18 protein-coding genes and 2 pseudogenes are annotated in these 24,579 nt (G+C 62.8%); 10 read left to right on the forward strand and 10 right to left on the reverse strand.

Annotation, left to right across the window (positions count from 1 at the left end):
- Positions 1 to 31: 31 nt before the first annotated feature.
- The gene (locus tag K9B35_RS14845; protein ID WP_224922758.1) at positions 32 to 646 is read right to left on the reverse strand and encodes a TetR/AcrR family transcriptional regulator; all 615 of its coding nucleotides are present in this window, start codon (positions 644 to 646) and stop codon (positions 32 to 34) included.
- Between the two features lie 103 nt (positions 647 to 749).
- On the opposite strand from K9B35_RS14845, the gene K9B35_RS14850 reads away from it, so the two are divergent.
- From K9B35_RS14850 to K9B35_RS14865, 4 genes and pseudogenes are all read left to right on the forward strand, one after another.
- The gene (locus tag K9B35_RS14850) at positions 750 to 1,661 is read left to right on the forward strand and encodes an SDR family oxidoreductase (protein ID WP_224922760.1); all 912 of its coding nucleotides are present in this window, start codon (positions 750 to 752) and stop codon (positions 1,659 to 1,661) included.
- A gap of 22 nt (positions 1,662 to 1,683) precedes the next feature.
- Positions 1,684 to 2,055: a hypothetical protein gene (locus K9B35_RS14855; protein WP_224922762.1), complete on the forward strand. Its 372-nt coding sequence runs from the start codon at positions 1,684 to 1,686 to the stop codon at positions 2,053 to 2,055.
- A gap of 381 nt (positions 2,056 to 2,436) precedes the next feature.
- Positions 2,437 to 2,778 (forward strand): annotated as a pseudogene (locus K9B35_RS14860) (transposase); the annotation flags it as partial.
- A gap of 264 nt (positions 2,779 to 3,042) precedes the next feature.
- On the forward strand, positions 3,043 to 3,453 hold the full coding sequence (locus K9B35_RS14865; protein WP_224922764.1) for a hypothetical protein: 411 nt from the start codon (positions 3,043 to 3,045) through the stop codon (positions 3,451 to 3,453).
- 224 nt (positions 3,454 to 3,677) lie between these two features.
- Here the strand turns inward: K9B35_RS14865 and K9B35_RS14870 are convergent.
- Positions 3,678 to 4,249, reverse strand: a pseudogene (locus K9B35_RS14870) (transposase); the annotation flags it as partial.
- 162 nt (positions 4,250 to 4,411) lie between these two features.
- On the opposite strand from K9B35_RS14870, the gene K9B35_RS14875 reads away from it, so the two are divergent.
- The 4 genes from K9B35_RS14875 to K9B35_RS14890 all read left to right on the forward strand — a co-directional run bounded on the left by K9B35_RS14875 (position 4,412) and on the right by K9B35_RS14890 (position 8,282).
- On the forward strand, positions 4,412 to 4,879 hold the full coding sequence (locus K9B35_RS14875; RefSeq protein WP_224922765.1) for a hypothetical protein: 468 nt from the start codon (positions 4,412 to 4,414) through the stop codon (positions 4,877 to 4,879).
- A gap of 387 nt (positions 4,880 to 5,266) precedes the next feature.
- The gene (locus K9B35_RS14880; protein WP_224922767.1) at positions 5,267 to 6,202 is read left to right on the forward strand and encodes a sensor histidine kinase; all 936 of its coding nucleotides are present in this window, start codon (positions 5,267 to 5,269) and stop codon (positions 6,200 to 6,202) included.
- Complete coding sequence (locus K9B35_RS14885; protein ID WP_224922768.1) at positions 6,195 to 6,899, forward strand: LytR/AlgR family response regulator transcription factor; 705 nt, start codon at positions 6,195 to 6,197, stop codon at positions 6,897 to 6,899. Before K9B35_RS14880 ends, K9B35_RS14885 begins: the two co-directional genes overlap by 8 nt.
- 93 nt (positions 6,900 to 6,992) lie before the next feature.
- On the forward strand, positions 6,993 to 8,282 hold the full coding sequence (locus K9B35_RS14890; RefSeq protein WP_224922769.1) for an amidohydrolase family protein: 1,290 nt from the start codon (positions 6,993 to 6,995) through the stop codon (positions 8,280 to 8,282).
- 352 nt (positions 8,283 to 8,634) lie between these two features.
- Here the strand turns inward: K9B35_RS14890 and K9B35_RS14895 are convergent, their stop codons facing one another.
- Positions 8,635 to 9,735, reverse strand: a complete 1,101-nt coding sequence (locus K9B35_RS14895) for a sensor histidine kinase (protein ID WP_224922770.1) — start codon at positions 9,733 to 9,735, stop codon at positions 8,635 to 8,637.
- A gap of 229 nt (positions 9,736 to 9,964) precedes the next feature.
- Between K9B35_RS14895 and K9B35_RS14900 the strand changes: the two genes are divergently transcribed.
- Positions 9,965 to 13,084, forward strand: coding sequence for a helicase-related protein (locus tag K9B35_RS14900; RefSeq protein ID WP_224922771.1), 3,120 nt, complete (start codon positions 9,965 to 9,967; stop codon positions 13,082 to 13,084).
- 188 nt (positions 13,085 to 13,272) lie between these two features.
- Here the strand turns inward: K9B35_RS14900 and K9B35_RS14905 are convergent, their stop codons facing one another.
- On the reverse strand, positions 13,273 to 13,746 hold the full coding sequence (locus tag K9B35_RS14905) for a hypothetical protein (protein WP_224922772.1): 474 nt from the start codon (positions 13,744 to 13,746) through the stop codon (positions 13,273 to 13,275).
- 50 nt (positions 13,747 to 13,796) lie between these two features.
- On the opposite strand from K9B35_RS14905, the gene K9B35_RS14910 reads away from it, so the two are divergent.
- Entirely contained in the window at positions 13,797 to 15,593 is a 1,797-nt protein-coding gene (locus K9B35_RS14910; protein WP_224922773.1) for an FAD/NAD(P)-binding protein, read from the forward strand.
- A gap of 80 nt (positions 15,594 to 15,673) precedes the next feature.
- Here K9B35_RS14910 and K9B35_RS14915 read toward each other — a convergent pair whose 3' ends face one another.
- The 6 genes from K9B35_RS14915 to K9B35_RS14940 form a co-directional block, all read right to left on the reverse strand.
- On the reverse strand, positions 15,674 to 16,336 hold the full coding sequence (locus K9B35_RS14915; RefSeq protein WP_224922774.1) for a sigma-70 family RNA polymerase sigma factor: 663 nt from the start codon (positions 16,334 to 16,336) through the stop codon (positions 15,674 to 15,676).
- A 327-nt stretch (positions 16,337 to 16,663) separates the two neighbouring features.
- Complete coding sequence (locus tag K9B35_RS14920; RefSeq protein ID WP_263622636.1) at positions 16,664 to 17,842, reverse strand: GIY-YIG nuclease family protein; 1,179 nt, start codon at positions 17,840 to 17,842, stop codon at positions 16,664 to 16,666.
- A gap of 1 nt (position 17,843) precedes the next feature.
- The gene (locus K9B35_RS14925; protein ID WP_224922776.1) at positions 17,844 to 19,916 is read right to left on the reverse strand and encodes a DEAD/DEAH box helicase; all 2,073 of its coding nucleotides are present in this window, start codon (positions 19,914 to 19,916) and stop codon (positions 17,844 to 17,846) included.
- Complete coding sequence (locus tag K9B35_RS14930; protein WP_224922777.1) at positions 19,913 to 20,968, reverse strand: endonuclease NucS domain-containing protein; 1,056 nt, start codon at positions 20,966 to 20,968, stop codon at positions 19,913 to 19,915. The genes K9B35_RS14925 and K9B35_RS14930 overlap by 4 nt, the downstream gene beginning before the upstream one ends.
- The gene (locus K9B35_RS14935) at positions 20,965 to 23,784 is read right to left on the reverse strand and encodes a class I SAM-dependent DNA methyltransferase (RefSeq protein ID WP_224922778.1); all 2,820 of its coding nucleotides are present in this window, start codon (positions 23,782 to 23,784) and stop codon (positions 20,965 to 20,967) included. Before K9B35_RS14935 ends, K9B35_RS14930 begins: the two co-directional genes overlap by 4 nt.
- A 60-nt stretch (positions 23,785 to 23,844) precedes the next feature.
- Positions 23,845 to 24,438, reverse strand: coding sequence for a hypothetical protein (locus tag K9B35_RS14940; RefSeq protein WP_224922779.1), 594 nt, complete (start codon positions 24,436 to 24,438; stop codon positions 23,845 to 23,847).
- Positions 24,439 to 24,579 lie beyond the last annotated feature (141 nt).

A 24,579-nucleotide genomic window follows, 5' to 3' on the forward strand; every position in this document is an offset into this window, starting at 1 on the left:
GGTCTTGCGAACTTTGATGTTTCAGGAAAGCTCACGCAAGCAACGAGGTTGTGCGATTGTCGGTCCGCGCGCCTGACAGCTCATCGGTCAGCGCATCAAACCCGGTTTCGAGGAGCTCGATCAGCGTGCGCTGTTCGCCCTCAACGCCGAGGGCTTCCGTAGCGAGGCGGATGGCTCCAATCGCGAGCATGGCGACGAGCCGGAGCGCCATCTCGCGCGCGGGGTCGGGCCATCGTTCACGCAGCGCGGCGTACAACGTCCGTTCATGCTCGACATAGCTCGCCTGCTTGCGCGCCTGCACTGCCGGACTCGACCGCATGAGCCGATCGATCGCGATCATGTCGCCGGCGGGCACCTCGGCGCAGACCGCGATCACCGCGTCGCGGATCGCATCGATTGGTGAGACGGCATCCCCCGCTTGCCGGACCCGCGCTGCGATCATCTCGCCCATGCCCTTCTGAAGCGAGAGGAGGATGTCGTCCTTCGACTTGAAGTAATGAAAGAATGTGCGACGCGAGATGCCCGCCATCGCGGCGATCTCGTCCAGCGTCGTCGCGTCGATGCCCTTGTGGATGAACAAGCCGATGCCGGCCTCGGTGATCCGCCGCAGCGTCTCCTGCCGCTTCCGCTCGCGGAGTCCCGCCAAGGGCCGGGCAACCTTCTCAACCGTTCTCATCACTTCACGCTTGATTATTGCACTGAGTGCAAGTTAATAATTGCACCGAGTGCAGATAGCAGGATCGGTGATGATGCGAAAGTGGACAATCAGCGACATGCCCCGTCAGGAGGAGCGAGCAGCGGTGGTGACCGGCACAGGCGGACTCGGCTTCGAGGTGGCGCTGGCGCTGAGCCGTGCAGGCGCCGAGGTCGTGATCGCGGGACGCGATCCGCGCAAGGGTGCGGAGGCCGTTTCCCGCATCAGATCGGACGTGCCCGCAGCGCAAGTCCGCTTCGAGGCACTGGACCTTGCCTCGCTCGCCTCAGTCGCACGCTTCGCCGATCGGGTGCGCGAGGACCAGCAGCGGGTCGACTTGCTCGTCAACAATGCGGGCGTGATGGTGCCGCCCGAACGCCAGCAGACGGCGGACGGGTTCGAGCTGCAGTTCGGCACCAATTATCTTGGGCATTTTGCGCTGACCGGGCACCTGCTGCCGTTGCTGCGCGCGTCGGCGGGTGCCCGCGTCGTTTCCGTGTCAAGCGTCGCGGCGCGATCGGGAACGATCGATTGGGACGATTGGAACGCGAGTGACGGCTACGCGGCGATGCCGGTCTATGCCCGCTCTAAGATCGCTTGTCTCATGTTCGCGTTTGAGCTTGAGCGGCGCAGCGCAGTGGCCGGGTGGAACATTAGCAGCATCGCCGCGCATCCCGGGGTCTCACGCACCGAGCTCCTTCACAACGGACCGGGTCGTGGCAGCGTGCATAGTCGCGTCCGGTCGCTGCTGCCGTTCTTGTTCCAGCCCGCAGCGCGAGGTGCACTGCCGCTGCTGTTTGCAGCGACAGCGCCCGATGCGCGCGCGGGAGGCTATTACGGCCCCGACCGGCTTGGCGAGACGCGCGGCTACCCTGCCGAAGCCAAGATCCCCCCGCAAGCACTGGACCGCGCGGCCGCCGAGCACCTGTGGGCATTGTCGGAAACCGCGACCGGCGTACGGTTCTAAGCGATCGAGCGAAGAGGCGATCATGGCCAGGTATCTGACCCTTGCCGCATTCGGTTGGCTAACGCTTACCGGCACGCTGCATTTCGCGATCGATGTCGTGGGCCAATACCTGCGCGGCAACCATGTGCCGGGGCCGCAGACCACGCTTTACTACGGGTTACACTCGGTCTTCGCGCTCGGACAGGTGCTGTTCGGGTTGATGTGCCTGTGGGCGGTGCGGCGACGGCCCGATCTGCTGCGCGACCCCGCCATCGTGCTACTCTCGGTGGCTGGGGCCGGGGCGTGGCTTGCCCTCACCATCTTTGCAATGGAATATTGGGAACCGAAGCTGAACGCGGGCATCTTCGTCGCGTTGCTGACCGTCGCGGTCGCGGTGGAAAACGCGCGGGCCTGATCACGACCAACGCGCTGACGGCATCGCCGAGAAGGCAAGCCGGGAAGCAACGGCGAGCCAGGCCGACGCAATCGCAATCCCACGTACGCGAACACGCATGAAAGCCTCCAATGTCGGCAGCTCCGGCCACTGCTCAAAGCCGGATGAATGAACGGCAGGTTTCAGGTTCGCGCCAAATCAAGGTGAACGACTGCAATGGGGCGCGAAGCTGTCGTTGCGCGCGGCGCAATTGACGGCAACGCGATCAAGAGCAGGTTCGAAATGGCTACAGCCATGCCCAGTAAAGTGGTTGATAACATGCGCGGTCGGCACGTCACACCTTAGGCGCGCAGCTTCGATCGCTGGCAGGCGAGATCGATTGGCTTGAGCCCCAGATCCTCGCCTGGCATCGGCCCCATCACGGCATCAGCGATCGGCGCAGCTCTGCCGGATGTATCGCTGTTCCGATCCAGTCGCCAGTTCGCGGCGTAGTTGGGTCATAACCCGCGCACCAATAGCTCAGGCGGCAAAAAGCGGCTCGGTGGGATCAGCAAGCAAGGCGATAGGTATCTGCGGAAGCTGCTGGTCGTTGGCGCCACCGCTGTGATGCGCATGGCGCGCAAGGTTGCGAGCCGCCAGCCCTGGCTGGTGCAACTGCTCGAGCGCAAGCCAGTGAAGATCCCCTCGTGGCCGATCGCACGACAGTTGCCACCTCGTGTGGCGCCCGCGGGCGCAGGAACTTGACCATGGCCGCTGCCCGGCGGGGCAGACGATCAGGGTGCGCGGCAGCGCTGGCAGAGCACCATCGGGTGCAGTTGAGTGGATAGCAGGTGAGAGGGGAAAAATCCCTTGTCACCGCTCGCTATCTGCAAGCGAGGTTAAGATATGGCTTACGGAAACGCGCTCTCGAAACTTTTTTCCTATCACGTTGCAGCGACGCAACATATCAATCCGGACGATGGGCTCCGCGATGGCGCCCGTGATTTCAGCATCCAGTCGACGTCGCCGATGACGGCACGCGGCCTCATGCTGATGAAGCAGGCGGTGCGCGAACACGGTCGCACGATCGTGTCGCTGATCTACGACGTCGATGGCGACACACCGAAGCTCGACCGGGTCTGGTTGATGATGCCATCCACCGACCCAGCGGTGCTCGCGCGCGGCGACGACCTGACTTTGCTCGTCGACTGCAAGCTCTGGGCACCGGCCAACGACGGGCCGATCATCATCCTCGCGCCGACGACGTTCGGCGGGCACTTCGCGCTGTCTGCCGACGGAACCCGGCTCGAGCATCGCTCGCACCGGCCTGCGCAGCAGCTGCTCGCGGGCGTGCAGCGTGCCGAGAAGCGGATCGCGCGCGCTGCGCGGTCGCGTGGCCTGCGGGCACCCCGCGATACGACGATGCTGATCGCGGCCTGACACCAAGGTTCGGCGGGATGCTTCGGGCGTCCTGCCGAACTGCTCGCGCGCGCCGGCCACGCGCGCATTCGTAAACGACGTGCATCGTCTGCGTTTTCTCACCCGTCCCCGTAAAGCGGAAACTTGGAGCGTTAACGGGAATAATCAATTGCCAAACCGACCGAATAGCAAATCGTTCTGCATACGTTTCACCATCGGGTGGCTTTTGAATGACAAGTTCGATATGCCATGACATGGCGCCGCGGGCGTTTTGCCCGCAAATTCAGACCCTCCATCCGGTACAACCGCCGAACACGTTTCACATTGACCGCCCAACCTTCGCGGCGCAGCAGCACGTGAATGCGCCGGTAGCCATAGCGCGCCGCGTCTCGGCAATCTCCTTGATCCTGCTCCTCAGTGGCGCCTGATCGCCTCGGACCGACCAGTAGCGGTGCGTCTTGCGATCGAACCGGAGCACGGAACAGCTGCGCCGTTCACTCACTCGATAACAATCCTGCACCCAGTGGACGATCTCGCGCAGCCGACCAGGCGCTAGGCTTTTTGCCAGCACTTCCTGGAGCATGGCCTTGTCGAGCGACAGGTCCGCCACAAGCCGCTTCAGCTTGTGGTTCTCTTCCCCGAGCTGGCGCATCTTGCGCAGCTCCGACGGCCCCAGGCCACCATACAGCCGCTTCCAGCGGTAGTACGTCGCCTCCGACACACCCATCTTGCGGCTGACCTCGGCGACCGGTGTTCAAACCTCGGCCTGGCGCAGCGCAAACGCGATCTGCTCGCCCGTGAACTTCAATTTCTTCATGCAAAACCTCCAGCTTCCGTCAGCTTCGACTTTGTCAGATTCCTCTCATTCTCACTGGAGGCATTTTTCGGGACAGGGTCATCGGACAGCGTGCAACGCCTCCGCCCTGCCCCGCTGCCTGAACCTAATTACGGTAACGACGAAGTCCGATAGAAATGGGCTATGTTCCGGACTTCGATCCTCGCGTTCACTCTGCTCACTTTGGTCAACGGCTGCGCCGACGAGCGGCAGGCGGATGTATCCCGCCGTGCGTCGGCACCGCTCAAGATCGTCAGCTGGAACCTCGAGCATCTCGCCGAACGCAACGGCCAAGGCTGTTGTCCCCGCACCGATGTGGACTATGCCGAGCTGCGCCGTCACGCCGATGCGCTTGCTGCCGATGTGATTGCGCTCCAGGAGGTCGAGAGCAAGGTTGCAGCCGAGCGAGTCTTCGATCCAGCCCGCTATGATGTCGTGATGTCGGCGCGCCCACAAAGCCGCCGCGGCGGCACCTGCTATGGCAAACCGGGACAAAGCATCGGCCACCAGGCGGTGGGTTTTGCAATCCGCAAAGGAGTTTCTTGGACCCGCAACGACGATCTGTCAGCGTTGGCGCTCGGCAGTCCGACTTGCGCTGGGGTGTCGATGTGACGATTGCAGGACGCCGCCCGCTGCGCCTCCTTGCCACTCACTTTAAGTCGGGTTGCCAGACAGGATTCGAACCCGAAATATCTGCCCCCTCAACCCACGGATTTCTGCGGGTTTCGCGGGATCGCGAGGCCCTTGTGAATCGGTTTTGTGTACGTGTCCAGTGCGATCTGGGGATTGATCCCTTCGCGCCCCGATCTCGGCCATCTGCATTTCGCGAACCGCGTTCTATTGCCGCTGGAGCTTCGCTCAGCGTATCGGGCATGCATGGAAGCGCTGACGAAAACCGACTACCGAATGCCGCGCATTTGGATAGCTTTTGCATGGTCATGTATAGCGCTTGCCTGGGGCCCTGCCGCAGCACTTGCTTCGAGCCCCCGCCCATCGCCCATGGACTTTTTCCTCGCGACGGCATTCTGCTTTGCAACCTTCCTCCCTTGGGCTCTGGCGACCCCAGTGCTATTCGCGATTTGCCGGAGACATCCGCTCGGAACGGGGCGCAATGCTTCCTCGGTCACAGCACTGCTGACCATCGGTTTGGGTGTCGTCGCGCTACTTTCGAGCCTGGTGCCAGTGATGCAAGCGCTGGGGGCGATCATCTTGCCGGCGCTTCTCGGAGGGCCGCAGTCAGTCGAGGCGTTGGCGAGACGTATCCTGGTCACATCCTTGTTCGCCGTGCCAACCTACGTGGCAGTCATCGCCGTCGGCCAGACGCTGGTATGGGCGGAGCGAGCGCGCGATCAGGAGGTCCGGTCAACGCGCGCAGAATTGCGAGCCTTGCGGGCCGAACTAAACCCCCACTTCCTGATGAACGCGTTGGGATCGATTGCCCAAATGGCCCATGCCTCCGCCGACCGCGCAGAGGCAGCACTATCGGCGCTGGCGAACGTCCTGCGTAGCGGTTTGTCGGCAGAAGAGGAGTTGCACACTCTTGCCGACGAATTGGGCGCCGTAGAAGAGCACGTGCTGCTCTATCGCCAATTGGACGGCAAACTCGATTACCGGCGCGAGGTCGCCGACGGACTGTGGCAGCGGCAGGTGCCGTCGCGCATCCTTGTTCCGTTGGTTGAAAACGCACTGACACATGGCGCGCCGCTGCCTGACGGCACGCGGCAGATCGAGCTATGGGTGACGGCTGCGCAAGATGTGACACGGATCAAGATCATCAATCCGTTGTCTCTCGTTCCGCACGCCTCGATCGGCCTAGGCTCCGGTCTTGAGCAGGTCAGGCAGCGCCTGTCGATCCTGTATCAGGACCGCTTCCGCCTCACTGCGAAACCTGAGGGCGCTCGCTTCCACGTGGTTCTAGAGGTGCCATTTGCCTGACCTGACGGTGCTGGCCGTCGAGGATAATCCGCTGGCTCGTGGAGCTTTGCTTCGGCTGCTAAAAGCACATGCTGATATCGGTCCCGTGGTCGAAGCTGCAACTTTGGCGGAGGCCAGAAAGAGCATCGCGTCGAGAACCTTCGACCTGGTCTTCCTCGATGTTTGCCTCCCTGATGGTGCGGGGACGCAACTTGGCAGCGAGCTGAGCGCACACGTGCAAGCCCCCGCGCTGGTCTATATCACGGCCGATCCGGGAGCGGCGGTAGAAGCCTTCCGGCAAGGCGCGTTCGATTATCTGCTCAAGCCCATTGTAGCCTCCGATCTTGCCCGGGCCTTGGGTCGTGTGCGCCAGGCCCGGCATGGCTCAGCGCCCGCGCCGATCGAAATTCGCGACGGGTCTTCCACGCGCTTCATCGCAACCGAACTGATCGCGGCGGTAGAGAGTGCCGGCCATTACCAGTGCGTTCACGCCGCTGGCGAAGTGCACCTTATCCGTGAATCGATCGCTACACTCCTTGCACGGCTTGGGCCGGGCTTCGTACGCGTCCATCGCTCTGTCGTTGTTCGCGCCAACCTCGTCACCGCGATGGAAACGAAGCGTAATGGCGATGGGGAACTCGAACTGGTTGGCGGCAAGCGAGTTCGCTTCAGCCGATCTTTTCGAGGCGCCCTGGAAGAAGCGCTCTGCGCACGCTGACCGGTTCGCGTCGCCTGCGCCCCATCTCACGTCGCGGAAGCTGGCAGGGAGCAGCAGAGAGCCTAGCGCCGGGCAACTCACGAAGGAGTGGTCATGTTGCGCTTTATTGTTCCGGCCCTTGCCATGTTGCTTGCGTCCGCCCCACTTGCCGCCGAAGAGGGAGAAATTACCGGCGGCCCCCGTATTGCCGTCACTCTGCCCAAACCCACCCTTTCGCTTGAAGGAGGGAGGTGGTTCGACGGCCAGCGTTTTGTCGAGGACAGCTGGTATAGCGTCGACGGAAAGCTCACGCGCAAACGTCCGCCGAGAATTGATGTGCGAGTGAATTTGCAGGGGCAGTATATGATCCCACCGCTTGCCGATGCGCACAACCATAATCTGCAAAATGCGTGGTCGGCATCCACCTTTGCTGAAGATTATTTGAGACGCGGCATCTTCTATTCAGCGCAGCTGGCAGCGAATACGGAGGAGATTGCCGGGCATCGGGGCTTGCTCGGCGGTCCGGGACGCGTTGACGTGCTGTGGGCAGAAGCGACCTTGTCCAGTTCGGATGGTCATCCTCTAGGACTTGCCCTTGCGGGCGCAAAACAGGCCGGAATGCCCGCGAACCCAGGCGACTACATCGATAAGGCGTTTTGGGCGATCGATAGCCTCGCAGATCTGGATGCCAAATGGCCGAAGATTGCCGAGAGCCGCCCCAAACTGGTCAAGGTAATCGTTGTCGATGATGCCCATGCAGCGGCTCAGCGCCAGGATCCATCGAGTTATGGCCTTCGTGGAATGAGCACGGCTTTGCTGCCGCAGGTCGTAGAGCGAGCCCGCGCCGTCGGAGCGCGCGTCGCGGCCCATGTTGATAGCGCGGACGACATCGCCCGTGTCGTTGCTGCGGGTGTCGACATCGTCGCACATCTCAATACGCGCATCCCCGCTGGCCTGAGCGTGTCGGATCTGCGCCTGTCGGACGCGACGATCGCCGAAATGAAGCGGCGCAACACGGTGATGATTCCGACCGTCGCGGTCTCGCGCTACTACCTGATGGCGCATCCCGAAGATCGCGAAGCGCTGATGGCGGTCATCGCCGATAATCTGGCCCGGCTGAAATCAGCAGGTGTGCCGATCCTGACTGGCAGCGACCTGTTCGACGGATCGGTGATCGACGAGATCGAGGCCCTGGATGGGACCAAAGTCTTCAGCCCCGCAGAATTGCTGCGTCTTGCCACCACCACCACGCCGCAAGCTATTTTCCCCCACCGGAACATCGGCAATTTTTCGGAAGGAGCGGAGGCCAGCCTCGTCGCCTACGCTACCGATCCGACGCGCAACCTAGGAGTCCTCCGACGACCGCAGATCGCGATCAAGCAGGGTGAAATTCTAGCTCGCTAAGGTGATACAGATTGATGGGCCTATCGCTGCTGATGACTCGGGTCTGGTTGCTGGCGCGCCGCCGCACCCTGGCCGCGGCGTGGATGCAAGGCATGATCAACGCTCGCCGCGATTGCCTTCAACGTTCAGCTGTGGCGCCGGGGCTGGTCAGCCGAAGCCAATTTGCTGCACCTCACCCTGGCGATTGGGGTCGCTGCGCTGGTCCTTCACGTACTGCGTCGATCCGATCGGCAAAGCTGACTTGGAACGACGGATTGCACATGTTGTTGTTTCGCCTTCCTGCGGTGGGACATCGTCTGCTTCCGGCCCGCTTTCAGCCCATTACTCAACACCGCAGCCGACTGACGCGGCCTTATCTCCCCGGGCGGGGGATAGGGCCGTCCAGGCTCAACTCCATACCATCGCCACTAGCCCGCCACTTGGGGACGATATTCATTGAAGAGGCGATGGACTGGATCACGCGCGATCCCAGACCAGAACCCTTCGCCGCGCGCTCTGCCTCTGCCGCGCCTGCGGTCCCGTTATCACGGCAAAGGAGCGCCAATCGGCCAGGCTGCGCATCTATCTCGACCTTGATTGAACCATGACCTGAGCCGAAGGCATGCTTGACGGAATTGGAAACAAATTCGTTGACTATCAAGACCAGCGAATTGGCAAGTTCCGGGCCTACCCCGCCGTCGCGCACGACTATAGAGAGTTCTATTCCTTCAGGGAGCAACTGTCGCAAATCGGTCTCGACGCGCATAAACAGCGATTTCGTGCTTACCAGATCCTGCCCACCCAGCTCGTGGAGTTCTGCATGAAGCGATGACAGTGAGCGAACGCGGCTACCCGCATCCTCCAGCGCGTGCCGCACAGCGGCGTCTGTTTCCCTCCGCGCCTTCATAAAAAGCAATGCCCCGATCGACGCGAGCGAGTTCTTGACCCGGTGATCGACCTCCCGCCGGAGTGTCTGCTCCTGATCCAGCGCCAAGCGAAGGTCCAGTTGACGCATGATATGGCGCGACAGCACCCGCAGCACCTTGCGCTGATGTTCCGACAACGCCCGCGGCTTGTGGTCCAGGACGCACAGCGTGCCTAGCGGAAGACCGTTAGCCCCCTTCAGGACCGACCCAGCGTAGAAGCGAAATCCCGGATCGCTGGTGCAAAGCGGATTATCCGCCATCCGTGCATCATCGAGGGTGTCTGATATCTCGATATAGTCGCCCTGCAGGATCGCGTGGCCGCACAGGCTTGTCTCGAGCGGAGTTGATCTGACGCCTAGCCCGACCTCTGCCTTAAACCACTGTCTGCCTTGGTCGATGAAATTGATAACCGAGACGGGGGCTTCGCAAATTTCCGACGCTATTTCGACCAGCTCGTCGAACTCGCGCTCCCGGTCGGTGTCCAGAATCCCGTAGCGACGAAGTTCGCGCAGGCGATCATCTTCATGCGGGTGCAATGCGGGCTTCATGCGCCTCCGTTAGCAACAGAGCACCGACAGCGGAAGTGACCGAACAGCACTATACCTCCCCGTCCCTTCCCCGCAGTCGGTGCCACGAAGCCGACAGGCTAATCCGGCCCAAGAGCGTCTTCGTAGGGGTCCCACCGGCAAAACTATTTTTGTCGCTCAGTGGCCTTTTTCGGACCCGTTGCGTTTGTCGCCAGCCGGATCGCAGTTGCGTCGCGGAATGGAGACAGGAATGACGTCATCGATAGCGTGGATCGCAGCCCAGATGGCGCGGAAGCTCGAAGCCGACGATCTGCTCTACCTCGCCGACGATGACCAACAGGCGCAGGCGCTTACTGCCGCGCTTCGGGCGATGCTCCCCGCCGCGCCGGTTTTCTTCGTGCCCTCGAGTGACGCCCTGCCCGGCGACGTGGCGCCCGCATCGCCAGCCAATATTGGAGTGCGCGTGGCTGCGCTGCACGCACTCCGCATGGCCCAACACGTGGCTAATCGCGCTCACTTGGCCTGCGTTATGAGTGGCGAGGCCGCGGCTCGGCTCTATCCGCCGCCCCAAGCCTTCGATCAGGCGCTGCCGCGGCTCTCGGTCGGGGACGTGCTGGCAATCGGGCGCTTGTCGGAGATGCTAGAGACAATCGGCTATGTCGCGGATGATCGCGTCGATGAACCCGGCGAGATGGCTGTTCGTGGCGACGTCGTCGATATCTTCCCCGCCGACGCCGGGGCGCCGGCCCGGATCGAAATTGCCGAGGGCAAGGTGGCTGCGATCCGTTCCTACGATGCCGTCACGCAGCGCACAGTCGGCGATCTCGAATCGATCGAGATCGGTCGCGCCGCCGAGCCGCCTGCCGACGGCGCGGGCTCGATCCTGCCGCATCTCGTTCCTGGCACGATCCTATTTTCGGAGAAAGCCGACAAGCGTCGGCGGCGTTTCCTGCGCTTGGCTGAGGATGCTGCGCAAGGGGATAAGCGAAAAATCGACGCGGTTGCGGAAGCGGATTGGGCGGCGACACTGTCCGAATGGCGAGTGGACCGCCTTGAAGCGGCATTCGATCCGGTTCCCCATTTTGCGGAGACGCGCTCGCCGCTGTCGGCGCTCACGCGTTTCGCCAAGCCGTTGCTGGAAACACATGACTTCGTGTTAGCGGGGAGCCAGCGCGATCTGCGTTTCCTGCGTACCCGCGTCGCCAAGCGTCTCGGCCTGGAAGTCGCATCACTCGCCGATTGGGCCGAAGCCGAAGCTCTTCCCACCGGCACCGCCGGGCTGCTGGAGATGCCGGCCGATCGTGGCTTCGTAAGCAAGGCAATGGTGCTGGTGGCGGCCGCGGACCTGCTCGGCAGCCGCGCACTCAGCGACGGCTCCAGCACTGCCGCCGCCAATCCCTGGTCGGTCGGCGGCAGCGAAATACGGATTGGCGATGTCGTAGTTCATGAAGATCACGGCGTCGGCATCGTGGCAGGGCTTGAGCCCGCACCTATTGGCGGCGAAGGCGGCGAGATGATCGCGCTCGAATATGCCGGGGGCGCGCGGCGCCTCGTGGCGATCGATGACGCTGACCGGATCTGGCGCTATGGCGCGGATGCGGAAGCCGTCACCCTCGACAAGCTCGACGGTTCTTCCTGGTTGAAGCGCCGTGGTGAAATCAACGCAGCGATCACCGAAAGCGCGAAGGGATTGGCTGCCCTTGCCGAGACGCGTGCCAAGCTCGTCGCACCGGTCCTCGAGCCCGATCCCGCCGCCTATGAGCGTTTCGCTGGCGGCTTCCCGTTCAACGAGACCGCCGATCAAGCCCGTGCCATCGCCGCGGTGCGCGCCGATCTTGCCAGCGGCAAGCCGATGGACCGGCTCGTCGTCGGCGATGTTGGTTATGGCAAGACCGAAGTTGCGCTGCGTGCCGCGGCGATTGCCGCGCTGTCGGGCCATCAGGTGGTGATCGCGGCGCCGACCACGGTGCTCGTCCGCCAGCATCTCGCCAGCTTCCAACGTCGCTTCGAAGGGTCGGGACTGAACGTAGCCGGATTGTCGCGCCTGTCGAGCGCCGCCGAGAAAAAGGCGGTTAAGGCCGGCTTGGCCGACGGATCAGTGCACATCGTCATCGGAACCGGCATACTAATGGCGAAGGGCGTGACCTATGACCGGCTCGGTCTGGTGGTTATCGACGAGGAACAGCGCTTTGGTGCCGCCGACAAGGCGAACCTGCGTGGATCGGGCGAGATGCATTTGCTCAGCCTCAGCGCAACGCCGATCCCGAGGACCCTCCAGATGGCGCTTGTCGGTCTCCAGCAAATTTCGATCATCGCCACGCCGCCTGCCCGGCGCCAGCCAATACGCACCAGCCTTGATCACTATGACGATGGGCGCATCCGCACGGCACTGCGGCGCGAGAAGGTCCGGGGCGGGCAGAGCTTCGTCGTCGTCCCCCGGATCGAGGATATGGCCAATGTTGCCGAAAAACTGAGGCGGGTGGCGCCCGATCTGCTCTTGGTCGAGGCGCACGGCAAGATGCCGCCAGCTGAAATCGATGCGGTGATGGCGGGCTTTGCGGACGGACAAGGGGACGTTCTGCTCGCCACCAACATCATCGAAGCTGGGCTCGACGTGCCCCGAGCTAACACGATGATCGTCTGGCGTGCCGACCGCTTTGGTTTGGCCCAGCTTCACCAGCTTCGCGGGCGCGTCGGCCGAGGTGCGCGTCGTGGTCAGGTAATCCTGCTCACCGGCGATGACCGCACGATCGGAGAGCGGACGATGAAGCGACTGCGCACCTTGTCTACTTTCGATCGCTTAGGCGCAGGTTTCCAGATCAGCGCGCAGGATCTCGACATGCGCGGGGCCGGTGATCTGCTGGGCGAGACGCAGGCCGGGCACGTGAAATTGATAGGAATCGATCTCTACCAGCATTTGCTCGGGCAGGCGCTGCGCGAAGCGCGCGGGGAGCCGGCAGACCGTTGGACACCAGAACTTCATCTCGGCACGCATGGCGCGCTGCCGGACAGTTGGATACCCGAGGCCGATACGCGTCTGACGCTCTATGTGCGGCTAAGCCGATTGACGCGAGAAGCCGAAATTGACGCGTTCGAAGAGGAGCTGATCGACCGTTTCGGGCCGCTGCCCAATGCCGCTGCCGATCTGATGGCGCATTCCCGGCTGCGCCTGGCCGCGCGGACCGCCTGTGTCGCCCGCGTCGACGCCGGGCCTTCAGCAATCGCTTTAACGCCTCGACGCGACTTCAGTGCGGATGCTGCTCGGCACGGCCTGACGGCCAAAAACGACCGCCTCGTGCTTCTCGAAGCGATCGACGAACCCGCGCGAGCGGAACGGGTCCAGGCGTTGTTGGAAGCGCTTGCGGCTTGATCACAAGTCAGGATTGAGTGCTAGTGCGCATGCAGGCCCTGTGAGGGTCTGGATTTGCAGCTTGACGACTTCGGCTATGTCGGGATCGACGCGGAAGATGCGCGTGCCTTGACTGAGGCCCCCGAGATTGCCTGACAGGCTCCCTCACCTTGCGCGAGGTGTCGATTTTAACGCCCCAGAAGATGCACTTATGTTCGCGGTTCAAAAAAGCGAATATACCGTGCTGTCGAACGAGGCTGAGGTACGTCCCCGAGCAGATCGCGGCGCAGCGCATATCCCGCCTGCCGGGCCAGGTCATCGAGGTCGATGCACGCGTCGACGTGCCACCCCGGGAAACCTTGACGTGCAGCTTGCACCGCCTCCTTGAAGTTTCCCGCACTGAAGAACCGGTAATCATGCTGCTCGCGTATCGCGTTCGCCGAATTGCGTCCGAGCTCCACAACGAAAAACGATGGCCCAACTCGCGCCCCATCCTCGGTCAGATCTTCGAGCTCCAGTTCGATCCATCCGTCGAGATGGGCAGCCCGCATCGCGCCGGCAAATCGGGACCGACAATCGAGAATCAACTGCTCCTCGCCGGGGGCGACCAGCGCATGGACTTCGTGGCACTCGAACAGATTACCGTCGCGCATGCCTCCTATTTCCACGAGGTAGAGCTTCATCCTATATCCTTCATGCTGGCGATTCGATTGCGCGCCCGACAGGCGCGTCGTTGCAGGAACCTCCCACCGGCGGGCGGCGTTCCAGCATCCCTTCGAAGCGCGATGCGCGAATAGAGGCTTTTCTTATCCATACCGAAGATCGCCATGACTTGGGCGAGCGCATCGCGATCGTCGGTGCCGGTGCCACCGGCACCTATGTGCTGGATGCCCTGCTCCGCAGCGGGGTGGCACACGCGATTGTTGTGTTTGAGGTCAGCAACGCTCTGGGGCCGGGTTTCGCCTATGCCGAGCATCTCAACGAGGCGCACGCCCTCTCCAACATCGCCGGGATCGAAATCCCGCCACTGATCGAGAGCGTCAACGCGTGGGCATTGCGGCAGCCTTCCGCCAAGCTCGATGCCTGGGGCATCCGCGCCTCCGCCGGCGACAATCGCGCCTTTTTCCCCCGGGTCGCGCTGGGCGCCTGGCTGGCGGATCAGTTCGCCATGATCGTCGCCCGCAGCCCGGTACCTGTTTCCGTGCAGCGGCAAGTGGAAGTTGTCGATGTGATAGCGATGCCGCAGGGTTGCCGGGTCGACTGGCGTGGCACTGACGGTCACATCGTCCAGGACCATTTCGACCGGGTGATCGTGGCGACGGGCTATGGCCCGATCGCGACGGATGCGGCGGCGACCGACGGGCACAACGAGAAGGCTCCTGCAGCCTTGGGAGGGGGTCAGCGGACCGAACGCTTTGCTGTGCTGGGCTCGTCCCTGTCGGCGATCGACGTGGTGACCGCGATTGCTACGGCTCGCGGCACGTTCGTCCCGCGCGGTGGTACATTGACCTATGTGGCCGAAACCCCGTGGCACGCGACCTTGCTCAGCCGGAACGGCCTGTTGCCGGAAGCGGACTATTGGTTCCCCCACCCGCTCCCTACACTGAACGGGTTCACGCCGGAGACTGCGGCCGCAACGACGCGGGGGGACGACGGCGACCTGGACAGGCTGTTCGACCAATTCGTCGCGGTGCTTAGGGACGGAGCGCCGGATTGGGCGGCGCGGCTCGGTCTTGCGGACGCCACTGCGGATGATTTCGCGGATCGCTACTTCGCCGCACGCCATTCAGCCAATGCTTGGGCCTATGCCCGCCAAAATCTTGCCGACGCCCGGAACGGGCATGAGCATCAAGATACGCCCTTCTGGCGCATCGCGATCCTCAAAGCGCACGAGGTGTTTGCTAGCGTGCTCCCGTCGCTGTCGAAGGTGGATCTCGCCCGCTTTCATCGGGGGCTGAAGCGCGTCTTTACCGACAACTATGCCGCGGTTCCACATCTCTCGATCGAACGGCTTCTCGCTTTACATGACGCCGGCTACCTCGACGCCCACGCGCTCGGCGAAGCGTATAACATAGTATCCCAGCCGGATGGCACCTGCTTGGTGGCGTCTCCGAATTGGGCCGTAACGTTCGACGAACTGCTCGACGCCCGCGGAACCCAGACGGCCGCCATGAACCACTTCCCGTTTCCCACTCTCCGCCTTCAGCTTTGCGCCAGTGCAATAGAAGCCGACCAGGCGTGGAGCAGCGGCCTCAATCCAGCAGGCGACCTCACGATGCGTGAGCAGGACCGATCGTTGGAGCGCGTGCATCTTTGCGCGCTACCCTTTTTGCTGGGCAATCGGCCGTTCGTGCAAGGGCTCGTGGAGTGCGCAGGGATGGCGGCGGCGATCAGTCGTGCGATCGAGGAAGGCCGCGCCACGACCTTCACAGATCAGATGTCCGCTGCGGAGCTACTGGATGTCCTGGAAAGGCCCAGCGTCATCCTCCCGGACGGAGCGGTGCTCCCGCTGGCCGGTTCGAAGCGATGAAGACGGCGCGGTCCCGGCATTTGACGAACGCTGGGACCGCGCCCTTCCGAGGCACGTGGAGATCATACTGCCGCGCTCGGTCAGGCCGCGAAACGAAGCGGTGCCGCCTGTGCCGGGCGTGCCGTAAGAGCATAGCGCGCCTGGATGGCATTCAGCGACGACAGCAGACTGAGCACCGCACCCTCGGTGCATGCGAAATCCTGGCGCTTGGTGTTGAGGACGCCTTCGGTCATCAGCGTCTCGAGCGCAGCACGCGCCCGCGACACACGGCTTTTGACCGTGCCCAGCATCACGCCGGTAACTTCGGCGACTTCCTCATAGGACATGCCTGCCGCGGCGACCAGGATGATCGCCTCGCGCTGGTCGGAGGATATCTGCTGGAGCGCCCGCATCAGGTCGCGAAGCTCCACTACCTTGTCCTGGATGGCCGGTGCGGCCAGCACGCGATCCGCGACGACGTCATCCCACTCACCCACGAAGCGCTTGCGCCGCGTCTGGCTAAAATAAAGGTTCCGCAAAATGGTGAAGGTCCACGCCTTGAAATTCGTGCCGCCCTGAAACCGGCTACGCGCGGCCCATGCCTTAAGCATGGTCTCCTGGACGAGATCGTCGGCAGTATCGGGGTTGCCGCTGAGCCCCCGTCCGAAAGCGCGAAGGTGCGGAATGACCTTCTGAAGCTGATCCTTGAAGTCTTCGTCGCTAAGCGCGGCAGCGCTTGAAACGCTGGGTTCAGCGTTATGCATTGTTACCTCCACCCGGTATCACGTTCCCTATAGAAACGTTTCGCTAGGGAAACTGTTCCACCCGCGACACATCCTCGCAGCCATTTACTTCGGCGGCGGTTATCTGAGCGCCCGTCAGACGCAAAGATTGGTCGTCATAGCTGTGTGTGGTCCGCAGGCCCCTAGACCTTTCAGGAAGAGTCTCGATTCGAGTTCGTTCCACATAACCGCACATCATGGGCCGACAGCTGATCCGGCTATTGGCTCGCCCGAACGTCAGCTTCCGCCATTCCTCAATCTGAAACCAGACAGGCAGAAGTCAGCCCAGTTCCTTCCGCAGACAACCAGTCAGATGACGGTCTCCGGAACCAGGCTTGCTGTTTGCCGATCGAATTTCATGCCTGTCAGCGTACCATTCTCGATCCGCTGCACGATTTCGTCGATCACCGGCAGCGGGACCAAGAACCATTCCCGCGGCCTGAACGGCTTTCCGAAACGGTCGGTGAGTTCCGCATCGAAGCGGACGCTGTCGAGAACGCGGTGGATCAGGCGTTCGAGTTTTGGGCGGTCGACGTCGAGCAGCTTGTAGGTCGCGATGACATCGACCTCGGCAAGCAGGAAGGTGGGATCGTCGATCGCGCCGGCAATGCGGCGCTCGACTGAGCCTCCGGTGATGCCGATCTTGTGGACCAGATCGCGGTGCGCGGCGATCGTCGAATGGGTTGAGCGGCTACGCAGGACGTACAGCGTGCCGGTTTCGAGATAATCGCCGTCCGGCTCGATCTCGGGCGCGTCGAACAGCGGACCGGCGGTGGGCTCAGTAACGCGACGACCGCCTTCGTCCTTGTATAGCGCGCGCTGGAGTGACCAGCGGAGCAGATCACTCTCGGTGCCGTTCGAATAGATCACGCGCAGCCGCGCGTCGTTCTGACCATTCGCCGCCTTGATCGGTTCGCCGATGATTTCAGCGACATAGGCGAGCTGACCGCGCAGGATGAAGAAATCGGTGACATCGATGCTGGCGTCGCGACCGAAGCGCCGCGTTGTGCGGATGCCCTTCTCGAGTTCCGCCTGGACCTGATCGAACAGCGGCTTGAAGCGGTCGAAATCTTCGCAGCGTTGCGCGGTGGCGATCTCCTCCGCCGCCTTGCGTTCGGTGGCGGAGCGGACGTTGCGGAGTTGGGTGATGTCGTCGTCGGGCGTCGCGTCGACACCGAGTTCGGCGAGCAGCGCGTCGTCGTCGAGCGGTGCGTCGCCCGCATCGCCATCGAGCAGCCCGTGCGTGTCCATCTCCGCCAGCAGCGCGCGGCATTCGGGCAGCGCGCGCAGCCGGTCGAGCCGGACGGCGTAGAGCCGTTCGAAAATGTCGTGCCCCTCGCCATGCTGGGGCGCGCGGCCATGTTCCTCGCGGAACTTCACGATATCCTCGAACCCGGCGATGATCAGCTCTTCGCGCGGCGTGCGCGCGCGGACCTGTTTGGGCGCGAGGTCGATGCCCAGTTCGGCCAGCAGTTCGTCGTCGGTCATGTCAGCCACTGGCGGCAGCCTTTGCCCGATAGCGCGCGAAGGCCGCAACGCCCTCCGCCAGCTGGCGCTCCCACGGGTCCTGTGACGTCACCTCGGGCGCGCGACCGCGTTCACGCTTCCACTGCACCGCGCGGACGGCATAGGCGCGCGCCTCCTCCTCGCTCAGCGTCACCTTGCGTCCGGTGATCGCCGCCTGCACTTGGCGCAACGTATTTTCGTTCATCGCGCGCGACAGGATCGCGTAGGCGGCGTCGAACGGGTTGATGCGGTCGATCAGGTCGATGTCGAGATCGCGCACATTCATGAACTTGCGCACCCCGTCGACGAAGGAGGTATTCGCCTTCAGCTCGCCCGATCCGTCGTCGGTGGCGCTGTCAGCGACGATCTTTGCCGCCTGTTGCGTCACGTTGAGCGCGGCGATGGCGTGCTGGCGGATCGCCTCCTGATCGTCCTCGCTCAGCTCCGGGTAGCGGTCGCGCACGATCTTGCCCATCCGCACCACCGTCAGCTCTTCGGGCACCACTTCGGGGTCGAACAGCCCGCGCTCGATCGCCTGCTTGTCCTGAATGAAGCTGGTGATGACCTCGTTGATGTCTTCGGCACAGATGCGCTTGGCTTCCTTCGAGCTGGGCAGGAGCAGGTCCTTCAGCTCGAAATGAAACTGCCCGCGCTCCTCGTTGAAGCCGACATTGGTGCGTCCTTCCTGATAGCCGCCGGGACCGTAATCGAACCCTTCCTTCGGCCCGACATCCTTGGGCGTGAAGTCGAACCGGGGGGCGAGCACCTGTTCCATCAACAGGCTTGCGGCGATCGCCTTGAGCGTATCGTTGACCGCTTCGGCCACCACATCGTCCGCCGCAGCCGGCTCCGCGATCAGGTTGGTGAAGCGCGCCACGGTCTTGCCTGGCGCGTCGCGGGTGGCGCGACCGATGATCTGGATGATCTCGGTCAGACTTGAGCGATAGCCAACGGTCAGCGCATGTTCGCACCAGATCCAGTCGAACCCCTCCTTCGCCATCCCCAGTGCGATGATGATGTCGACATGGTCGCGGTTCGCGCGCGCCTCAGGGCTCTTCAGCGCCGCAGCCACCCGGTCGCGCTTGGCGGGGTCGTCATCGACCAGATCGGCGACCTTGATCGTCCGCCCATCGGCTGTTTCGATCAGGTGAAAGCCCGTCGCCGGATCGGTGCCGCGCCAGGTGCCGAGGTGATCCATGATCTCCTCAACCTCGCGATGCTTGTCCTTGGTGCTTTCGCGGCTGTTGACGCTGGGGATATGGACGATCGTATTGACCGCCGGGTCGAGCAGGTCGTTGATCTTGTCGATGTAGCGCCCGGTGTAGAAGCTGTAGGCGATGTCGAGCGTCTTGAGCCAGGTATAGCCGTTGAGCTGCTCATAATAGGTGTAGGTGACGGTGGTGAACTTGCCCTCATCCTCGGGCGACAGCACCGCCGCCGCGTCGCCCCGGAAATAGCTGCCGGTCATCGCGACCAGATGCACCTTGTCCCGCGCGATCAGCTGGCCGAGCTGTGCGCCCAGCCGGTTGTCGGGATTGGCAGAGACATGGTGGAATTCGTCCACCGCGATCAGGCGATCGTCGAACGCTGCGATCCCAAGCTCATCCACCGCAAAGCGGAAGGTGGCGTGGGTACAGACCAGCACCCGGTCCGCGCTCGCCAGAAATTCGCCGACCGCCTTCACCTTGGATTTGGCGACCTTCACATCATCGGCGCCGGGCGTGTTGCACAGGTTCCAGTGCGGGCGGACCACCCAATCGGCCCAGAAGCCATGCTTGCTCAGCGGCTCATCGGCAAAGCTGCCGCCGATCGATCGTTCGGGGACGACGATGATCGCCTGCTTGACGCCCTGGTTCTCCAGCTTGTCGAGCGCGATGAACATCAGCGCGCGCGACTTGCCCGAGGCCGGGGGCGATTTGATGAGCAGATACTGCTCGCCCCGATGGGCATAGGCGCGCGCCTGCATCGGGCGCATGCCGAGTTCGTTGGCGCTGGCCGATGCGCCGGTGTGGGCGGTGACCAGCCGGACGGCTGGGATCGGGCGATTGTCGGTCATTCACTGTCCTCACGCGCCACGCCAAATTCCTGGCGCAGGAAATCAGCGGTCTGCTGGTCATAGATTTTGCACGCGATCGCCTGATTGGCGAAGATGCCCTGATAGGTCTTCGCCTCGGCACGATCGAAGGTCCGCAGCCATTCTACCCCGACGACATAGGCAGCGCGATCGGGATCATCGGCAAACTGGGTGAGATACCGAACGGGCAGCACATCCGTCAGCACCCGCCCATCCGCGAGCACATAATCGCTCGCCAGCATCTTCGCCGTCGTTACCCGGCCACAGCCCAGATAGCCGGTCTTCTTCTGATAATAGAAGATCGGCGCACCCACTTCGAGCCGGTCGAGCTGATTGGTGTAGTGCCGCCCGCCATCGGCGGTGAAGAAGCCGTATCGGCGCAGTTCCTCCCACGGACGATCCTCTTCGGCACCGCCGGTGATATAGTAGAGGCCGGACCACGGCGCCCGCGCCTTTTTGACCGCGCGATCCTTTACCTCTTCCTGGTCGAGCAGGCTGTCGGTGGTCAGCCACTCATGCCCCTCGGCGCCAAAGATATTGAAGAAGCTGGCGTTGATCCCGACGTCATGCTCTTCGGACAGATATTCGATGATCCGCTTGGTCGCTTCGTCCACCTCGCTCGCCACGACGATCATCTGGTGGGATGCGTTGAGCGTCTCCGGTACGGCCTTGCCATAGCGGTCGCGATACAGGTCGGGCAGAGCGCGTCCGGTCACCGCGCGGGTCAGCTCATGCACGTCCTTCGTCGTCAGGTGCCGCACCCAGGATGCATAATCCAGCACTTGGCCGACGATGTCGCGCGGCGATCGATCCCGCTTCAGCTCGATGATGATCAGATTGCCGTCTTCGTCCATCGCCAGCAGGTCGATCCGCTTGCCATGATCGGTGGCGACCTGTCGCCCGATGATGATGCCATCGACGCCGACCAGGCTGAGGTCACGCGCCACCCAATCCTCGATCCGGCTTTCCAGGTCGAGCGGCTTGCGGCGGCTCTCGATCAGCCCCTGATCGGAAATGCGGAACAACCGGGTCATGCGGCCTTCTTGCCCTTCTTTGGCGTTGGCTGGTTCGCCGTCATCTTGGTGTACATCTCGAACAGCTTTTCCAGCCGTTCGGTGTCGTTGCGGAAGCGGCGGCCGATATAAATGCGTTCCAGCACTTCGTCGTTTTCCTCATGCGCGCGGCGCAGGTCGTCGGGCATCGCGTCGGGATTATAGAGCTCGGCGATGGTCGCGGGGAAATGCGCCTCTCGCGCCAGCAGGATATTTTCCGCCGTGCGGGTGAGGTCAGCCTTTTCCTGCTCGGTCAGCTTGGGGACCGGGAAGGTGTTCCAGCCGAGGGTGTTGGAGTAGCGGTATCGGGTCTCGAGCTTCCCGCACACGGTCGCGATCCAGACAAGGTGCAGGCGCGATGCGATCAGCGCCATGTTCCAGAGAGGCGCATCGTAGAGGCCAAAGGCCTCAGTCACGATCGCGCCTGGCGGTAACAATCCCGTTGGGAGATACTCGCGCTCCTCGGAGCTAACCCTAGGCACGAGAATGGCACTTCGGTATTCTTGCGACCTTATTTCGACAAATCGGTGTGGTTTCGCGCTCCACGCGGCAGTTTCCGCCTTCGTGCTTTGGCTGCGGTACGCCGCCACGCGCCGGTAGCGGTCTGCAACTTCGTGGCTTTTTCCAGCGATCTCGGCCTCATCATCGGAGATCCACAGGCAGTATCTCCTGATGCCTTTGATGAATTCTTGGGCGCCGAAGATCGGTCGGACAAAGCGGGCGGCATTCGCGTCAAGCTGATCAGCTTCTGCGCCGTCGAGAAACAGATGACCGCCGTCCTTGGCAAAGTTTCCCAGCGCCATAGGCGTGATCCGTGAGACTGGTGCAGCCCTCCCATCGACCAGCACAGTTTCGCCAGCTGTCAGATAAGGCGTGATCTGGCTCACAGTCCGAACGGAGTCGTTCTGATAGAGCGTCTTAGTCGGGCGAAGTCCGTTCGGTGCCAAACCCACGATCACGCAGGTCACGCCCGCGTTGTCAGAGGCAAGGTTGCTCCACTTGAACGAGAGGTGGGCGAAGCTAATTTCGACCCGGTTCAGAACGAGGGGCCAGAACTGTGCAACTTGCATGCCCTGAGACACGGAGTTTGTCGTTACGAACGCAGCGCCTCCGTCGCCAAAGCGAGGTAGATATTCTGCAGCCTTGTAAATAAAGCCGTCGACGTAATCGAATGAGCGCCATCTATCGGTGAGGCGACCGAAGACAAACCCAGTGTCACCCTTCTGTTCCTTGCTCTGCTTCTTATCTCCCACGTAAGGCGGGTTCCCGCAGATATAGGTCTCGACCCGCCCCCCATCGTCCAGCCCATTGTCCTCCAGCGCCAGCCGCCCGGTCGGCCCGGCGAGATCCTGTTCCTCCACCAACGTCGCGCCGACCGGCGGGCAGACCTCCAGCCAGTCGAGCCGCAGCGCGTTGCCGACGGTGATCTGCCCCGTCTTGTGCAGCGGGAGGACCATCGCGCGCGCCTCCTGCTGGCTCAGATACAGGCAGTCCGCCTGGAACTCCGCGATCAGCAGCGCGAGCCGGGCGATTTCTGCCGCGAAGCCCTTGATCTCGATGCCATAGAAGTTGCTGAGCGGGATGACGCTGCGGCGATCGGCGAGCTTCAGGCTGGCTTCGCCGCCCAGCCGGGTGACGATCTCCGCCTCGATCGCGCGCATCTGCTTATACGCGATGACCAGGAAATTGCCCGATCCGCAGGCGGGGTCGAACACGCGGATATTGCCCAGGCGACGGCGCAGGTTGCGCAGCTTGGCCCTGCTGCCCCCCGCCGCCTCCAGCTGTTCGCGCAGATCGTCGAGGAACAGGGGGTTCAGCACCTTCAGGATGTTGGGCACGCTGGTATAATGCATGCCCAGCTCGCCACGTTCGCCATCGTCGGCGACCGCCTGGATCATCGATCCGAAGATGTCGGGGTTGATCTCCTTCCAGTCCAGCTCCCCCGCGCGCAGCAGGTAAGCGCGCGCGGTGCGGCTGAACCGCGGGCAATCGGTCGCCCCGGTGAACAGGCCGCCATTCACATAGGGGAAGACATCGGCATAGGGCCGGATGCCCGCCGCGCGGCGATAGCGATCGTCCAGATTGCCGTTGTGCGTGACGGGCGTGTCCATCGCCCGAAACAGCTCGGTCAGCACGATATGGGTGTTGCCCCATTGCTCGTCACCGCTGCCATGGCCAGCCTGGCTCATCTGGGTGATGGTCGCGGTGAACTGCCCCTCGCGGAAGATGCCGGTATCCTCGGCAAAGAAGCAGAAGATCAGGCGGGCCATGAACTGGTTCAGCGCATGCCGCCGATCGTCGGTCGCCCAGTCGGGATTGTCCTTGAGCAGCTCGACATAGAGTTTGTTCAGGCGCCCGGTCGCCTTGACGTCGATCGGGTTGTTCTTGATCTCCTTGACGGTGGAGATGCCGGCGAGCGGCAGGAAGGTCGCGAAATGCCGGGGCAGTTCGGCATAGGGGCAGGCGACGACATCGCCGCCGACCAGATCCTCCGCCTCGACCGTCTCGCCATCGGTGGCGAGGATGAACTTGGCCTTGGCGCTGGCGGTCTTTGCGCTGGCACGCAGGGCGGCGAGGGTTGCGGCGACCGCTCCCGATGGCGCGACGGCGAGGTGAATGTTGTTGCGCCACAACACGCCCCCCGCGACGTCGGACGCATTCGAGTCGCCCTTGCGCAGCCGCTTGAGCGTCGTCTCCTTCGCGCCGAAAGCGGTGAGGAAGTGGAAGGGGAATTCGGCGGCATCAAACGGCTGGACGACCAGCTCCGATACGGCCTCTTCAATCTCGACGGCGTTCATGGGGACAGCTGTGCCAGTCCACCACCGGGGGATGCAATCTGCTTTCGATGCGAGCTGGCCTTAGATCGGCGAAAGCCCGGTCTTCTGCTGATAGATTTTGCGCGCCGCCGGCCCGAGGGATCGGGAGATGATGATGCGACGATGATTGATTTGCCCTTGAGGCGAGTGGTTCAGATAGAAGTGATTTGCGTAGGGGGCGTCGATACCTTTCGCCATATATTTCGCGAGCTTGCTCGTAGTTGTCGCCGGCTGCACCAACAAACAGCGGCTGGGCATATTCGGCGCGAGCTTTTTCAGCGTTCGACGGATGCGCTTGTCGAGATCGTCCTGATCAAGCGGTGACCAGCGCAAAAGCCAGTGAACATGGATTGGGCCGCCAAGGGGCTTTTCCCACACGGCCATCGCATCAAAGGTGCCATGCGCGAGTCCTTGGCCGACGCGATACTTCCATGCTCGCTGCGTATTCTGCCAAATTTTTCGAAACAGCGCATAAGGCTGCGCACTACTCGCCAGCGCCGAGCTGAACTCGATGGTGATCGCAGTATCCAAAGGTGACAGCGCTTTGCGTGCGAACCGCTCGGCATGCAGCAGCGCTCGAGCGCTCTCGGGCCGCAGGCACTCGCCCTTTGGCAGTTGGGGCACGCCCGCGGTCATGGAGGATCGCCACATACCCTTTAGGCTAGTGGGCATTGGTTAACGCTCTGACCACCTAGTTTTCGTCGGTAGTACGCCCCCCCGGGACTTTATATAATCAATGGTCAGAACGGGCCCGTGCCGCAGCTTGGTTCCGCCGTG

Origin of the sequence: Sphingomonas sp. R647, from assembly GCF_020177055.1 — a bacterium.
Classification (GTDB): Bacteria; Pseudomonadota; Alphaproteobacteria; order Sphingomonadales; family Sphingomonadaceae; genus Sphingomonas.

What these genes read in the sequence shown, in the direction of transcription:
- K9B35_RS14850 (WP_224922760.1), top strand. Translation starts at nt 750, where the DNA reads ATGCGAAAGTGGACAATCAGCGACATGCCCCGTCAGGAGGAGCGAGCA.
- K9B35_RS14855 (WP_224922762.1), top strand. Translation starts at nt 1,684, where the DNA reads ATGGCCAGGTATCTGACCCTTGCCGCATTCGGTTGGCTAACGCTTACC.
- K9B35_RS14865 (WP_224922764.1), top strand. Translation starts at nt 3,043, where the DNA reads ATGACGGCACGCGGCCTCATGCTGATGAAGCAGGCGGTGCGCGAACAC.
- K9B35_RS14875 (WP_224922765.1), top strand. Translation starts at nt 4,412, where the DNA reads ATGTTCCGGACTTCGATCCTCGCGTTCACTCTGCTCACTTTGGTCAAC.
- K9B35_RS14880 (WP_224922767.1), top strand. Translation starts at nt 5,267, where the DNA reads ATGGACTTTTTCCTCGCGACGGCATTCTGCTTTGCAACCTTCCTCCCT.
- K9B35_RS14890 (WP_224922769.1), top strand. Translation starts at nt 6,993, where the DNA reads ATGTTGCGCTTTATTGTTCCGGCCCTTGCCATGTTGCTTGCGTCCGCC.
- K9B35_RS14895 (WP_224922770.1), bottom strand. Translation starts at nt 9,735, where the DNA reads ATGAAGCCCGCATTGCACCCGCATGAAGATGATCGCCTGCGCGAACTT.
- K9B35_RS14900 (WP_224922771.1), top strand. Translation starts at nt 9,965, where the DNA reads ATGACGTCATCGATAGCGTGGATCGCAGCCCAGATGGCGCGGAAGCTC.
- K9B35_RS14905 (WP_224922772.1), bottom strand. Translation starts at nt 13,746, where the DNA reads ATGAAGCTCTACCTCGTGGAAATAGGAGGCATGCGCGACGGTAATCTG.
- K9B35_RS14915 (WP_224922774.1), bottom strand. Translation starts at nt 16,336, where the DNA reads ATGCATAACGCTGAACCCAGCGTTTCAAGCGCTGCCGCGCTTAGCGAC.
- K9B35_RS14920 (WP_263622636.1), bottom strand. Translation starts at nt 17,842, where the DNA reads ATGACCGACGACGAACTGCTGGCCGAACTGGGCATCGACCTCGCGCCC.
- K9B35_RS14925 (WP_224922776.1), bottom strand. Translation starts at nt 19,916, where the DNA reads ATGACCGACAATCGCCCGATCCCAGCCGTCCGGCTGGTCACCGCCCAC.
- K9B35_RS14930 (WP_224922777.1), bottom strand. Translation starts at nt 20,968, where the DNA reads ATGACCCGGTTGTTCCGCATTTCCGATCAGGGGCTGATCGAGAGCCGC.
- K9B35_RS14935 (WP_224922778.1), bottom strand. Translation starts at nt 23,784, where the DNA reads ATGAACGCCGTCGAGATTGAAGAGGCCGTATCGGAGCTGGTCGTCCAG.
- K9B35_RS14940 (WP_224922779.1), bottom strand. Translation starts at nt 24,438, where the DNA reads ATGACCGCGGGCGTGCCCCAACTGCCAAAGGGCGAGTGCCTGCGGCCC.